This window comes from Amycolatopsis rhabdoformis (genome assembly GCF_035918295.1).
GTDB lineage: Bacteria > Actinomycetota > Actinomycetes > Mycobacteriales > Pseudonocardiaceae > Amycolatopsis > Amycolatopsis rhabdoformis.
Genome location: NZ_CP142149.1, coordinates 248,173 through 261,752 on the forward strand (window position 1 = coordinate 248,173; position 13,580 = coordinate 261,752).

A 13,580-nucleotide genomic window follows, 5' to 3' on the forward strand; every position below is an offset into this window, starting at 1 on the left:
TCCTCTCCGCCCCGCGGGTGTTCCGGCCACCCGTCCGGCGTTCCCGATTCGTGATCCCGCCCGGCCGGGTGCTCCGTATGCTTGAGCGCGCAGGTGACAGGGGGAGAAGCGCACTTGAGCGAAAACGCGGGCGGGGTGCCGCCGAGGGAGCCGGCCGGGCCGCCGCCACCGCCGCCGATGGCGGCCCGGCCACCCGCCGTGAACCCGTGGGCACCGGTTTCGTACGGCCCTCCGCGCCGCCGGGGCAACCGGGGGGTCGCCGGCGCGGCGATCGCGCTCGTGGTCCTGGTCGTCACGGCCGGGGTCATGGCCGTGGTCCCGCACGAGCTGTCCGGCCACGCCATCGCCGTACCCTCCGCCATGCACCGCTCCGACGCGACGCCGGGTGACGGAGCGCGCTCCGACGCGCATTCCGTGCCCGCGCTGGAGACCAATCCGCTGCTCGCCGACGGGGTGAAGCTCGGCGAAGTGTCGTGCGACTTGCCGGAGCTCGGCCGGACCGGGCCCGAGCTGTCGGCGTTCTACCAGGCGCTCGCCGGCTGCCTCGAGAACGCGTGGCGCCCGGCGCTGGACCACGCGGACGAGCCGACCGTGAAGGTCGCCGTGTCCGTGACGCTGCCGAAGGTGAGCGCGTGCGGCGCGGCGCCGTCGAAGGACGAGGCCGTGGCCTACTACTGCGGCGGCGACACCACGATCTACGCGCCGACCGACTGGATGCTGTCGGACGCCGGGCAGAATCGCGCGCGTCACCTCGCGACCATCGCCCACGAATACGGCCACCACGTGCAGAGCGAGAGCGGCATCCTCACCGCGGCGGCCGACAAAATGAGCTCGCCGGACCAGGACAGCCCCGCCGACCAGGCGCTGGTGCGGCGCATCGAGCTGCAGGCCAACTGCTTCGGCGCGCTGTTCATCGCCGCCGCGGAGGGCCGCGGCTCGATCAGCCGGGCCACGGCCAACGCGGCCGTGGCCGACTACGGCCGCGCCGACAACAGCGAAGACCACGGCAGCCGCGCCCACCAGCTGTCCTGGGCGAAGGCCGGCTTCTCGGGTGGCACCACGGCCTCGTGCAACACGTGGTCGGCGCCTGCCGACGAGGTCAGCTGAGCTTCCACCCCGGGTCGCGGCCGAGCAGCCCGATCAACCGGTCGAGCTCGTCGGCGCCCTCGGGCACCTCCACCAGTGCGCCGAACGCCCCGCTCACCGCGCGCTCGCCCGGGTCGGTGGGCACCATGCCGGCGAAAGCGAGCGCCGCGTGCACGGCCTCCGGCACCGGCTCGTACGGCACACCGAACGTCTTCGCGAGGTCCCAGCCGTGCACCACGGTGTCGACGAGGTGCATCGCCGCGGCGATCTCGGCGACGAACGGGCCGTTTTCGTGGATCTTCAGCTGGCGCTGCAACGCGCCTTCTTCGCCGAACGCGGCGAGGAAATCGTCCACCGAAGCCGCGTAGGCCGCGTACGCGTGTTCACCGAGCCGGCCCGCGTCCCAATCGGCCGCTTCGCCGCGGCGCACGGCTTCGGCGAAGGCGTGGTTCTCGCTGACCTGGTGGCGCAGCAGCTCGGCCAGGTTCCAGCCCTCGCACGGCGTGGGGCGCGAAAGGTCCTGGTCAGTGGTGCCGGCGAGGATTTTGTCGAGGACGAGCAGGGACTGGCGGTCGAGTTCGAACGTGGTGGTCATCCCCGGACGCTATCCGCCGCAGCGGTCCAGTTGAAGGTCCAAAACCAGCCGAACTCCGGTGGACCAATCTAGGCTGGACCCCGTGGACCTGCACATCGACCTGACCGGCCGCCGAGGACACCGCGACGAGATCTACCGCCAGATCCGCGAGGCCGTGCTCGACGGGCGCCTGCGGGACGGCGACGCGTTGCCGCCCACGCGCGAGCTGGCCCAGCGCCTCACCGTCTCGCGCACCACCGTGAGCGCGGCCTACGAACGCCTCGCCGCCGAGGGCTTTCTCAACGCCCGCGCCGGCGCGGGCACGTTCGTGCGCTCCGGCGCCGCGCCGCGGCCCACCGTCGCGGCGGCCGAGCCGGAGGACGGCGTGCGTCCGCGTCCCGAGTGGACGGCGGTGCCGCCCGCGCCGCGCTCGTTCGGCCCGGTGGCGGAGTACGACTTCCGCTCCGGCGTGCCCGACGTGCGGCTGTTCCCGTTCGACACCTGGCGCCGCCTGATGTCCCAACGCCTGCGCGGTTCCCAGGCCGAGCTGCTGATGTACGGCTCGCCGCAGGGTGATCCGCGGCTGCGCGCCGGGCTCGCGCGGCACCTCGGGGTTTCGCGCAACGTGCGCGTGCGCCCGGAGGACATCGTTGTCACCACGGGGGTCCAGCAGACTGTGGACCTCGTCGCGCGGGTGCTGCTGCGGCCCGGCGACCGCGTCGCGGTGGAGGATCCCGGTTATCCGCCGCCGCGGCTGCTGATGGGTACGCTCGGCTTGCGCGTGGAAGGCGTGCCGGTGGACGACGAGGGGATCGTGGTCGAGCAGATCCCGGCGGGCACGCGGCTCGTGTACGTGACGCCTTCGCACCAGTGCCCGCTCGGCGTCGCGATGTCGCTGGCGCGCCGGCGGGAACTGCTCGACTGGGCCGAGCGCACGGGCGCGGTGATCGTGGAGGACGACTACGACAGCGAGTTCCGCTACACCGGCCGACCGCTGGAACCGTTGCACAGCCTGGATTCCCGCGGCCGGGTGGTGTACGTGGGGTCGATGTCGAAGGTGCTCTCGCCCGCGTTGCGCGTGGGGTTCCTGGCGGCACCGCCGTCGCTCGTCGGCGCGCTGGCGAAGGCGAAGTACCTCGCCGACTGGCACACGCCGGCGCTCGAACAGGCGGTGCTGGCCGACTTCATCGACGAAGGCGGCTTCGCGCGGCACATCCGGCGGATGCGCAAGATCTACCGCGAACGCCACGACCTGCTCGTCGACGGCCTGCGCCGCGAGTTCGGCGACGTGCTGAACCCCGTGCCCGCGGCCGCCGGGCTGCACCTGGGGGCCACGGCCGACCGGGATCTGCGCGGCGTGGCCCGCTCGGCGCGCGAGGCCGGCGTGCGGCTGCTGTCCCTCGGCGACTTCTCGGTGACCCGGCCCAGCCACGGACTGCTGTTCGGCTACGGTGCCATCGCGGCCGACCGCATCGAGCCGGGCCTGCGCCGGCTGCGCCGGGTGTTCGACGAGGGAGTGCGATGACCGACGACGTGATGGTGGCGATCGACGCGGGCCTGCGCAAGCACATCGCGGGCGACCGCGCCGGCGCCCGCGAGACGTTCCTCGCGCTGTGGCAGGAGATCGGCGAAGACGGCGATCCGCTGCACCGCTGCGCGCTGGCCCACCACCTCGCCGACGTGTGCGACGAGCCGGCCGACGAGCTCGGCTGGGACCTGCGCGCCCTCGCGGCCGCCGATTCCCTCACCGACGAACGCGCGCAGCAGTACCACTCCACGCTCGCGGTGCGGGGTTTCTACCCGTCGCTGCACCTCAACCTCGGCGAGGACTACCGCAAGCTCGGTGACCTCGAAGCCGCGCGCCGCCACCTCGCGAAAGCCCGGGAAAAGCTCGACGCGCTCGGCGAAGACGACTACGCCGCGGGCATCCGCGCCGCGCTCGACGGCCTGGCCGAACGGCTGGGGTGAGCGCTCCATACCACGGGTGAACGCGGCTCGCCGGACTTTCGCACTCGGCACCCGGGCCCTAACCTGGTGTGACCCAACTCGACGAGGAGAGGGGAACACCATGCGGATCGCGGATCTGCTCCGGACGAAGGGCGCGGCTGTTGCCACGGTCGCTCCGGGGACCACGGTGACCGAACTGCTCGCCGGGCTCGCTCGCCACAACGTCGGTGCCATGGTGGTGGTGACGCCGGAAGGCGGCATCGCGGGCATCGTGTCCGAACGTGATGTGGCGCGCCGGCTCAACGACCACGGGCCCACCGTCCTCGACGGTCCCGTCGCGGACATCATGACGAAACTGGTGGCCAGCGCCGGACCCGAGGACTCGGTCGACGAGCTGAGCGTGCTGATGACCGAGCGCCGGATCCGGCACGTGCCGGTGCTCGAAAACGGCCGGCTCGCCGGCATCATCAGCATCGGTGACGTGGTGAAATCACGGATCGAGCAGCTCGAGAAGAGCCAGGAGCAGCTCGAGGCGTACATCTCGCAGGGCTAGGCGGTTCGCGGGCCGGCTGTCGCCGGCCTGGTGTTTCCGGACCCGCTGTCCTCAAGACGCACTGTCTTGGAGGCCCGCTGTCTTGGAGACTCGCTGTCCTGAAGGCCCGCTGTCCTGAAGGCCCGCTGTGGTGAGGGCGTGCTGTCCTCACCACAGCGGGCCTTCGAGGTCCGCTTTCCTGAATCCGGGTTCTCGGCGGCCGGGTGTCATTCGCGCCAGCCGCTGAGCTCCACCCCCTTGGCGACGTCCACGCGGTAGGCGAGCGTGATCGTGCCGGTGGCACCCGGTGCGAGCGTGAGCCGCCACGTGAACTCGCCGAGGTCGGTGGTCTCGGCCGGGTCGGGGGTCGCGCGCACGTCCCGCACGGTGATGGCGTCGTCGCGGGAAACGGGCGCCTGGTCCAGCACCGTGACCACGGCTTCACGCGGGCTGTGGTTGGTCACCGTGGTGCGGTATTCGGCTTCGCGGCGGCGCTGGCCCGAGAGCGTGGCCTTGCCCGCCGTGCGCCGCACGAGCTCGCGCTCCACGCGGATGCGGTCGTCGACGCCGAGGGCGAGCTCGACCTCCTCGCCGGGCGCCCAGCTGTCCAGCCGAGTGGTGCCCACGAACTCGGTGTCGTGGAACACCGACGCGCGCCCGGCGCGCAGCGCGTGGTCGCCGGTGTTCACCACGGTCGCGCGCAGGTACGCCTCGGTCGCCTGCACGGGCGCGGTCACGTAGCCGAGCTCGGCTGTGAGGTCGAGCCGCGCCAGCGTGGTCCGGTGGCCTTGCGAGCCCGACGGCACGGCGACCGGGCGCTGGGGCCGGTAGGTGACCGCGGTGGTGCCCTGCTCCACCTCGGCGAACACGGGGGCGACTCGGCTCAGGGACACGGCTTTCGCGCGGGGGAGCCCGCCGGGCTCGGGCATGCTCGCGCCGAACGCGGCCATCGGCCGGGCCGGCGGCGTGGGCTGCACGCGGTCGAGGAACCACGGGTCGAGCTCGGGCACCACGACCGTGCTCGCCGGGCGGGCCGTGGAGAGGGCGAGCTCGCACTCCGGCCAGTCCTCGCCGGTGTGCTGGCTGACCAGACCGTAGGACAGCACGGTCACATCGGTTTCGCGCACCCGCACGTCGTAGCCGGGTTCCCAGGTGGCGCCGGGGACCACATAGGACAGTTCGAGCTCCAGGTCACCCGCGTCCTGGCGTTCGAGGTCCACGGTGATGGTGACACTGTCCTGTTCGGACTGTGAGCTGTGGTCGGCGATCCGGCGTTCGAGGGCGGCGAGGTCCTCCCGCATCAGCTCGAGGCGTTCGGTGAGCGCCCGGCGGGTGCGCAGCGCGGCGGCGAGCTGGCCGCCCAGCGCCTCGGTGACCTCCTCCACGCGCGAAGGGCCGGCGACGCCCGATGCGAGCGCCTTCGCGAAGCTCGCCCCGCTGCGCTTCGCCACGCCGCTGAGCAGCTCGACCTTCGCGGCTTCGGCCGCTTCGTCGTCGGCGACGGCGTCGATCGAGGCCTGGTCCGTGCGGCGTTGCTCCACCAGCGCCGCGAGCGCGGGGTCGGCGGGGCCCGCGTGCTGCTCGTAACCGACGTCGACGCCGGTGATCAGCGCGGCGCCGGTTCCCGTGACGCGCACCGATTCCGCGTCGAGCGCCAGCGGCAGGCCGGTGATCCGCACCCGATCGCCCTCGGCCGGGCCCGGACGGCCGCGGCGGGTGACCCGCGCGTGCTGCGGGTAGACGGTGACGGCGACGATCGGAGCATCCATGGCCCCGACGTTAGTCGGTTGACGGCGGACGCGGTTGCCGGAAGTGTCGGGGGTGCTCGCCCGCTTCGTCCGGCTTGGGGGTTCTGGTGGGAGCTGCTCGGATCGTCGCCGTGTTGGCCGCTGTGCTCGTGCTTCCGCTGGGAACCGGTGTGGCGCAGGCGGATCCGCCGCCCGCGCCGGTGTTCGCCGACGGGCAGGCGCAGCCGGTGTTCGACCCGGCCGATGTGGTGCGCGAGGACGTCTGGGTCACCGCACCGGTGGACAGCGACCACGACGGCCACGACGACCTCGTCCACGCTCAGGTGGTGCGACCACGCGCGACCGACGCCGGGATGAAGGTGCCGGTGGTGTACGAGGCGAGCCCGTACTTCGCGGGTGGCAACGACGTCGCGAACCACAACGTGGACGTGGAGCTGTCGGTGCCGGATTCCTCGCGGGGCGCTGCCACCGGCGTAGTCGGCCCGCACGCCGCGCCGCCGATCCGCTGGAGCTACCAGGACTACTTCACCGCGCGCGGCTTCGCCGTGGTGTACGGGGAATCGCTGGGCACGGGGCTGTCCACCGGCTGCCCGACCACCGGCGACGTGAACGAGACCGTCGGCGCGCGGTCGGTGATCGACTGGCTCAACGGCCGCGCCCCGGCCCGTGACGAGGCCGGCGCGGCCGTGACCGCGGGCTGGAGCACCGGACACACCGGCATGATGGGCGTGTCCTACAACGGAACCCTGCCCAACGCCGTCGCGAGCACCGGCGTGGAAGGCCTCGAGACGATCGTGCCGATCGCCGCGATCTCGAACTGGTACGAGTACTACCGCAACGACGGCGCGGTCGTGGCCGCCGGCGGCTTCCAGGGTGAGGACACCGACGTGCTCGCCGAATACGTCTACACACGCGCCGACCAGCAGATCTGCCGCCCGGTGATCGACGGCCTCACCGCCGATCAGGACCGGGTGACCGGCGACTACGGCCCGTTCTGGGACGTGCGCAACTATCGCAACGACGTCGCCAAGGTACACGCGTCGGTCCTCGCCGTGCACGGGCTGAACGACTGGAACGTGAAGACCGATCAGGTCGCTTCGTGGTACGAAGCCCTGAAGGCGCACGGGGTCGAGCACAAGATCTGGCTGCACCAGTCGGGCCACGCCGACCCTCTGTCGCTTCGCCGCGACGTGTGGCTGACGACCTTGAACAAGTGGATGTCGCACTACCTCTACGGCGTCGCCAACGGCATCGAGCGCGAACCGAAGGCGACGATCCAGCGCGAGGACAAGTCCTGGGTCGACGAGGCCGACTGGCCCGCGCCCGGCACTCGGGACGTGCAGATCTACCCGTGGCCCGGCGGTCGCGCGAAGGGCACTCTCGACGCGCGCAACCCCGTGCCGGGCCGCCCGACCGTCGAGGTCCTGGCCGACGACGCGTCGAAGACCGTGCAGCAGCTCGCCGACGCCGCTTCGTCGGGCAACCGCCTGCTCTACGGCACGCCCGCGGTGAAGTCTCCGCTGCGCCTCTCGGGCACCGCGCGGGCCGACCTGCAGCTGTCGTTCGACCGGCCCGCCGCGAACGTCACGGTGGCACTGCTGGACCGTGGGCCGGACGGGAAGTCGTTCGTGATCACCCGCGGCTGGACCGACCCGCAGAACCGCGTTTCGCCCGCGGTGACCACGCCGATCAAGCCCGGGGTGTCCTACCGCATCGGGGTTTCGCTGATGCCGAAGGACTACGTGCTGGCCACCGGCCACCGCCTGGAACTCCTCGTGGCTTCGAGCGACCACGACTACACCCTGCGGCCGCGTCCGGGTGCCGGGCTGTCGCTGGACCTCACGCGCACGTCGCTCACGCTGCCGGTGACGGGTGGCAAGGCGGCGCTGGGGTTCTGAGGATGTCGACGGCGGCCCGTCCGCCGGAACCGGTGGACTAGTCCGCGATCCCCGCTCGATACGCGAACGCCACCGCCTGCGCGCGGTCTCGCAGGCCCGCCTTCGAGAACAAGTGGTTCACGTGCGTTTTCACGGTGGCCTCGCTGACCACGAGCTCACGCGCGATCTCCGTGTTGGACAGGCCCGAAGCGATAAGGCGCAGCACCTCGATCTCGCGCGCGGTGAGGCCTTCGATCTCCTGGGCGCGCACGGGGGCCCGGCGGGTGGCGGCTTCCACGAGGCGGCGCTGCAGCTCGCCGTCCACTGTGGACTGGCCGGCGGCGGCGGAGCGCAGGGCGCGGGCGATGGCCTCGGCGTCGGCGTCCTTCGTGAGGAAGCCGCGGGCGCCGGCGCGCAGGGCGCCGAGCAGGGATTCGTCGTCGGTGTAGGTGGTGAGCACCACGACTTCGGTGGCGGGGTAACGCTCGCGCACGGCTTCGGTCGTGGACACGCCGTCGCGGCGGGGCATGCGCAGGTCGACCAGGAGCACGTCCGGGTGGTGTTCGGCGACGAGTTCGAGCGCGGCGTCACCGTCGGCGGCGGCGCCGACCACCTCGACGCCGGGCAGGAGCCCCAGCAGGGTCACGAGGCCCTCGCGCACTACGGCCTGGTCGTCGGCCAGCACCACGCGCAGGTTCACGCCGGCACTGTCAAGTGAATCCGCCATCCGTCCTCTCCCGGCCCGCTGTCCAGCTTTCCTTCGAGCAGCGCGACCCGCTCGGCCATGCCTCGCAAACCGTATCCCGCGGCCGGCGCGTCCGGCGGGCGGCGGCCCTGGCGGTCGAGCACCGTGAGCTCCACGTGGGACTCGGCGAACACCAGCTCCACGTCTACGTCGGCGCCCGGCGCGTGTTTGCGCGTGTTCGACAGCGCCTCCTGCACGGCGCGCACGAGGGCGGTGGTCACGCCGGCGTCGAGGTCCCGCGGCTCACCGCGCACGACGAGGTCGGCGCGCGCGCCCGTGTCGAGGCGGTAGGCGGTGAGGAGATCGGCGACGGTGCGCTCGGCGGGCACGGCGTCCTCGCGCAGCGCGGCCACGGCTTTGCGGGCTTCGGACAGGCCGTCGGACGCGAGCTTCTGCGCGCGTTCGATCTGGGCGACGGCGTCGGGGCTCGCGCCGTCGCGCACGAGCATCAGCCGCGCGCCCTGCAGGTTGAGCGCGAGGCCGGCGAGGGAGTGGGCGAGCACGTCGTGCACTTCGCGGGCGATGCGCGCGCGTTCGGCCAGCGCGGCGGCGCGCGCGTGCTCCTCGGTGGCGGTCTGCGCGCGGGCCAGCGCGAGCTCGGTCTGCTCCAGCCGGGCGGCGCGGTCGCGGCGGCTCGAGGCGAGCAGGACCATCACCACGAGGATGGCGAACAGGGCGAGCGCGTTGAGCCATTCCAGTCGGTGCACCACGGCCCAGGCGACGATGGCCGCGCCGCTCGTCACCAGCACCACGGCGGACAGCACCCGGCCGAACGCGCGCATCGTGTAGAAGGTCGTGCTGAACATCGCGACCGACACCCAGCTGTCCGGTTCGAGCACCCACAGCGCGCCCGCCGCCGCGACCACCACGGGCATCGCGGCCGGCTGCAGCCACGCCGGCCTGAAGTCCTCCGTGGCGGGCAGCAGTGGCGTCGAGGCCACCAACGTCACGGCGAACAGCGCCCACGACCACCACGCGCCGAGGTTCGGGATCGAAATGATCAGGGGCAGCACCACGAACGCCCATCGCGACCACTCGGGCGCACCGAGCCGCCGGCTGCTCCTCGTCGTCATGATCCTCCCTGGTGCCCGTAGGGAGAATGTACGGGAGAGCGGCCCCGTCCGGCGGGTCGGAGCCGGGGGCTCGCGGTCGCGGAAAACGCGGTTTCAGCCGCCGAGGGTGAGGGGGGAGACCGCGGTCGAGCGACGGTCCTGTTCGGGCCGCGGGCCGAGCGGGAAATGTACGGAAAATGTACCCCTCGCCGGTTTCCTGGTCTTCGTCATCCACGCCCCAACAGGGAGGTACGCACCATGTCCAGGTTGCGACGGCTCGCCGTGTTCGCCGCTGCCGCGGTGTTGCCCGCGCTCGGTCTCACGTTCGCCGCCCAGGCGCCCGCGTCCGCCGCGCCGAACTTCCAGGTGCCGTTCAAGTGCGGGGTCACCGTCACGGCCGCGACGTTCAGCGGCCACAACCCCGCCAACTCCGTCGACTTCCAGAAGTCCGGCATCACCGGCATGCCCGTGGTGGCGTCGGTGGCCGGCACCGTGACGCGCGTCGAGAACGAAGGCAGCACCAGCTACGGCCGGTGGATCGAGCTCGACCACGGCGGCGGCTGGCGCACGCGGTACGCGCACCTGTCCGCGCAGGAGGTGTCCGTGGGCCAGAAGGTGAGCGGGGGCGCCGAAATCGGCAAGGCGGGTGCCACGGGCGGAGTGACCGGGCCGCACCTGCACTTTGAAGAAAACCTGAACGGCGTGACGCAGAAGGCTGTGCTGAACGGCGTCGCGGCCGTCTACTACGGCAAGAAGGACTTCACGAGCAAGAACAACTGCGGGGGCAACCCCTACTCCGCCACCGAGGTGTGCGGGTCCGGGTTCTCGGTGATCGACCAGCAGGGGCTGGGCTCGTCGGGCACGGCGTACCTGCTGTACAACGCCTCGACGAAGGCCAACTGCGTGACCACGCTCAAGGCCGTTTCGCTGGGGACCGCGAGCCCGACGTCGGCGTTCCTGGAGGTGCAGGGGCAGGCGCGGACCACGGATTCGGGGAACTTCACCTACTACGCGGGGCCGGTGAAGAAGACCGCAGGCGCGACTTGCGTGAAGTGGGGTGGTTCGGTGGGTGCCGACACCTACACGAGCGGGTTCGAGCACTGCGGTTGATCTCGGTGTTTTCCTTGCCGCAGTGGACTTTTCACCGCGGCTGAGCGGCTAGCACACCACACCGACAGAATCCGGCCCGGCCGCCTCGGCCGGGCCGGGTTTTCCACAACCGCGGCAGTTGTCCACAGATTCCGCCGCCGGCCCCCGAACGGCCGGTTTCCGCCGCACAGTGGAACGCGTGACCACCTCGACCCCACCGGGCACGGCCCGGACCCTGCTCACCGATCCCGCGCAGCTCATCGCCGCGCTCCCGTACCTGCTCGGCTTCACGCCCGCTGATTCCGTGGTGCTGCTCGGGCACCGTCCGCCTGGCACCCGCATCGGCCTGATCCTGCGCGCGGACCTGCCACCGCGCGATCTCCTGGCGCACCAGGCGGACGCGCTGGCGCCGCGCTTCCGGGTGGACGACCACACCGGCGTCACCATGGTCATCGTCGGCGGCCGCGCCGGCCCGGACGGCGATCCGCCGCACCTCGACTTCGCCGACGAAGTGGAGCGGGCGCTCGGGGAGTACGGGCTGCCGCTGCTGCATCCACTGTGGACACCGGAGATCACCGCCGCAGCGCCGTGGGCGTGTTACCGCGAACCCACCTGCGGCGGCGTGCTGCCCGATCCGCGTGCCACGGTGACGGCCGCGACCACGACCAACGCCGGTTTCGTCACCTTCGCGCATCGCGAGGACCTCCTGGCGCTGCTGCAACCCCGTTCGACTTCGGTCCTTGCCCGGCGCCGCGTGATGCTTTCTCGTGCCACCGCGCCGGCGGGCTCGGATGCCGACCTCCGGGCCGCGGCCGCCGACGTGCGCGCGGCGTTCGTCCGCCACCGGCGCGGCGACGGTCCACCCACCGACGACCAGGCCGTGCGCCTCGCCCACGCCCTGGCCCTGCCGAAAATCCGCGACGCCTGCCTGGCCACGGCGACCCCGTCGGATTCGCCGGTCGCGATGGCGGCGATGAGCCTGTGGCTGGAGCTCGTGCGCGAGCTGCCCGCGCCGCACCGCGCGCACGCCGCGGCGCTCGCCGGGTATGCCGCGCTGATGCGCAACGAGGGTGCCCTCGCGGGGATGGCGCTGGCCAACGCCCTCGACGCCCACCCCGGCCACGTCCTCGCCCAACTGCTCCACACGGTCTGGGACCTCGGTAGCGATCCGGCGAAGATCTCGGGGCTGGCGTCGCTGCCCGATGCGGTCGATCTGGGTCTGTCGGTTCCGGAACTCGCGCAGGATGGTGTATCGCCGGACGGCGAAGGGCCGGTGTGACTCCGCCACTCGCGGAGCCGGCCCTTTGCTGCTCACGGACGTCGCCGGCACTCGACCGGCGCGGTCGCCGCAGGAGCCGGCGTGGTTGGAAAACCGTGTTCGGCGACGGCGTGCGCGCGATCCAGGGAGGTGTGCAGTCATCGGCCGGTTGACTACGGCGCCGATCCGCGCGTTGAAACCCTTGATACCGCGGAAAAACGGCGGGCCCCGGCTCGTCAGGAGCCAGGACCCGCCGGAAAGGAGGTGATCAGGAACGGCGTGACTGCGTGAACGCCCACGCGTCCGAGACGATGCCGGTGAGGTCGGTGCGCTTGGGCTGCCAGCCGAGTTCGATGCCGGCCTTCTCGCTGGAGGCCACGAGCACCGACGGGTCGCCGGCACGGCGCGGGGCGACCTCGGCGGGGATCGGGTGGCCGGTCACGCGGCGGCAGGCCTCCACGACCTCCAGAACGGAGAAACCGGTGCCGCTGCCGAGGTTGTAGATGCGGTGCTCGCCGGCGGTCGCGTGGGCGAGGGCGAGCTGGTGGGCGTCGGCGAGGTCGACCACGTGGATGTAGTCGCGGACGGCCGTGTGGTCGGGCGTCGGGTAGTCGTCGCCGTAGATGGAGATGTGGGCGCGGTCGCCGGTGGCGACCTGGAGCACGAGGGGGATGAGGTGCGTTTCGGTGGTGTGGCGCTCGCCGAAGGAGTGGTAGGCGCCGGCGACGTTGAAGTAGCGCAGGCTCACGGCGGCGATGCCGTGGGCGCGGGCGAAGCTGGTGATGGCGTGGTCGATCGCGAGCTTGGACGCGCCGTAGGTGTTGGTCGGCTGCGTCGGCGCCGTCTCGGGGATCGGCGACGACTCGGGCTCGCCGTAGGTGGCCGCCGTGGAGGAGAACACCAGGCGCGGCGTGCCGTGGGCCTTCATGGCCTCGAGCAGGCGCAGGGAGGTGACGACGTTGCCTTCCCAGTACTTCGCCGGGTCCGTCATCGACTCGCCGACGAGCGACTTCGCGGCGAAGTGCAGCACGCCGTCGAAGCCCTCGCCGAGGACGTCGGCCGCGACCGCGGCGGCGTCGCCCTCGATGAAGCGCGCTTCGGGGTGCACGGCGTCGGCGTGCCCGGTGGACAGGTCGTCCACGACCGTGACCTGGTGACCGGCCTCGATGAGCCGCGCGGCGCACACGCTGCCCACGTAGCCGGCGCCACCCGTGACGATCAGTTTCAGGGGGCTCTGCGGGTCCGTCACGGTGTGGCCTTTCTGGTGTGGGCGGTGACTCTGCGCCACAGTCTCCCCTCACCGCACCACGCCCGGCCGCCCGGGGTGACCCGACCCGGCGACCTGGCCGCCCTGCGCCGCGTGCCCCGGATACGACACGGCCCCCGGATACGACGCTGCCCCCGGGCACAGCACTGCCCCGGGCCGAAATCCCAGGGCGGTCGCGTGCGCCGAGCGTCGACCGCACCAATTCCCCAGGCGGAGATCCCCGGGCCGGTCGCAGATGCCGAGGGCCGCCCACACGATTGCCCCCAGACCGAGGTTTTCGGGACGGCCCCGAACGCCGAGGGACGGCCGCACGATTGCCCCCGTACCGAGATCCTCAAGACGGTCCCGAGCGCCCAGAGCGGCCGCACCCTTGTCCCAGCCCGAGATCTCCAGGAGGTCGCAAAT

At 72.2% G+C, this 13,580-nt stretch carries 12 protein-coding genes; 7 read left to right on the forward strand and 5 right to left on the reverse strand.

What is annotated here, in order from left to right; all coding sequences use genetic code 11:
* Nucleotides 1–177: 177 nt before the first annotated feature.
* On the forward strand, nt 178–1,107 hold the full coding sequence (locus tag VSH64_RS01140; RefSeq protein WP_407655666.1) for a neutral zinc metallopeptidase: 930 nt from the start codon (nt 178–180) through the stop codon (nt 1,105–1,107).
* On the opposite strand, the gene VSH64_RS01145 is transcribed toward VSH64_RS01140, so the two are convergent.
* A complete protein-coding gene (locus tag VSH64_RS01145) occupies nt 1,100–1,681 on the reverse strand; it encodes a TIGR03086 family metal-binding protein (protein WP_326569693.1) in 582 nt (193 codons plus the stop codon). The genes VSH64_RS01140 and VSH64_RS01145 overlap by 8 nt on opposite strands.
* An 82-nt stretch (nt 1,682–1,763) precedes the next feature.
* On the opposite strand from VSH64_RS01145, the gene pdxR reads away from it, so the two are divergent.
* The 3 genes from pdxR (at nt 1,764) to VSH64_RS01160 (ending at nt 4,160) form a co-directional block, all read left to right on the forward strand.
* On the forward strand, nt 1,764–3,185 hold the full coding sequence (gene pdxR / locus VSH64_RS01150; protein WP_326569694.1) for a MocR-like pyridoxine biosynthesis transcription factor PdxR: 1,422 nt from the start codon (nt 1,764–1,766) through the stop codon (nt 3,183–3,185).
* Nucleotides 3,182–3,628, forward strand: coding sequence for a hypothetical protein (locus tag VSH64_RS01155; RefSeq protein WP_326569695.1), 447 nt, complete (start codon nt 3,182–3,184; stop codon nt 3,626–3,628). Before pdxR ends, VSH64_RS01155 begins: the two co-directional genes overlap by 4 nt.
* Before the next feature lie 100 nt (nt 3,629–3,728).
* Entirely contained in the window at nt 3,729–4,160 is a 432-nt protein-coding gene (locus VSH64_RS01160; RefSeq protein ID WP_326569696.1) for a CBS domain-containing protein, read from the forward strand.
* Nucleotides 4,161–4,366: 206 nt separating this feature from the next.
* On the opposite strand, the gene VSH64_RS01165 is transcribed toward VSH64_RS01160, so the two are convergent.
* Complete coding sequence (locus tag VSH64_RS01165; protein ID WP_326569697.1) at nt 4,367–5,908, reverse strand: DUF4139 domain-containing protein; 1,542 nt, start codon at nt 5,906–5,908, stop codon at nt 4,367–4,369.
* A gap of 110 nt (nt 5,909–6,018) precedes the next feature.
* On the opposite strand from VSH64_RS01165, the gene VSH64_RS01170 reads away from it, so the two are divergent.
* Nucleotides 6,019–7,785, forward strand: coding sequence for a Xaa-Pro dipeptidyl-peptidase (locus VSH64_RS01170; protein ID WP_407655622.1), 1,767 nt, complete (start codon nt 6,019–6,021; stop codon nt 7,783–7,785).
* Between the two features lie 37 nt (nt 7,786–7,822).
* On the opposite strand, the gene VSH64_RS01175 is transcribed toward VSH64_RS01170, so the two are convergent.
* Both VSH64_RS01175 and VSH64_RS01180 read right to left on the reverse strand, forming a co-directional pair.
* Nucleotides 7,823–8,464: a response regulator transcription factor gene (locus tag VSH64_RS01175; RefSeq protein WP_326837867.1), complete on the reverse strand. Its 642-nt coding sequence runs from the start codon at nt 8,462–8,464 to the stop codon at nt 7,823–7,825.
* Nucleotides 8,461–9,582: a sensor histidine kinase gene (locus VSH64_RS01180; protein WP_326569699.1), complete on the reverse strand. Its 1,122-nt coding sequence runs from the start codon at nt 9,580–9,582 to the stop codon at nt 8,461–8,463. Before VSH64_RS01180 ends, VSH64_RS01175 begins: the two co-directional genes overlap by 4 nt.
* Before the next feature lie 237 nt (nt 9,583–9,819).
* Between VSH64_RS01180 and VSH64_RS01185 the strand changes: the two genes are divergently transcribed.
* Both VSH64_RS01185 and VSH64_RS01190 read left to right on the forward strand, forming a co-directional pair.
* Nucleotides 9,820–10,671: a M23 family metallopeptidase gene (locus VSH64_RS01185; RefSeq protein ID WP_326569700.1), complete on the forward strand. Its 852-nt coding sequence runs from the start codon at nt 9,820–9,822 to the stop codon at nt 10,669–10,671.
* Nucleotides 10,672–10,849: 178 nt separating this feature from the next.
* Nucleotides 10,850–11,929, forward strand: a complete 1,080-nt coding sequence (locus VSH64_RS01190) for a DUF4192 domain-containing protein (protein WP_326569701.1) — start codon at nt 10,850–10,852, stop codon at nt 11,927–11,929.
* Between the two features lie 247 nt (nt 11,930–12,176).
* Here the strand turns inward: VSH64_RS01190 and galE are convergent, their stop codons facing one another.
* Nucleotides 12,177–13,157: a UDP-glucose 4-epimerase GalE gene (galE, locus tag VSH64_RS01195; protein ID WP_326569702.1), complete on the reverse strand. Its 981-nt coding sequence runs from the start codon at nt 13,155–13,157 to the stop codon at nt 12,177–12,179.
* Nucleotides 13,158–13,580: the final 423 nt, after the last annotated feature.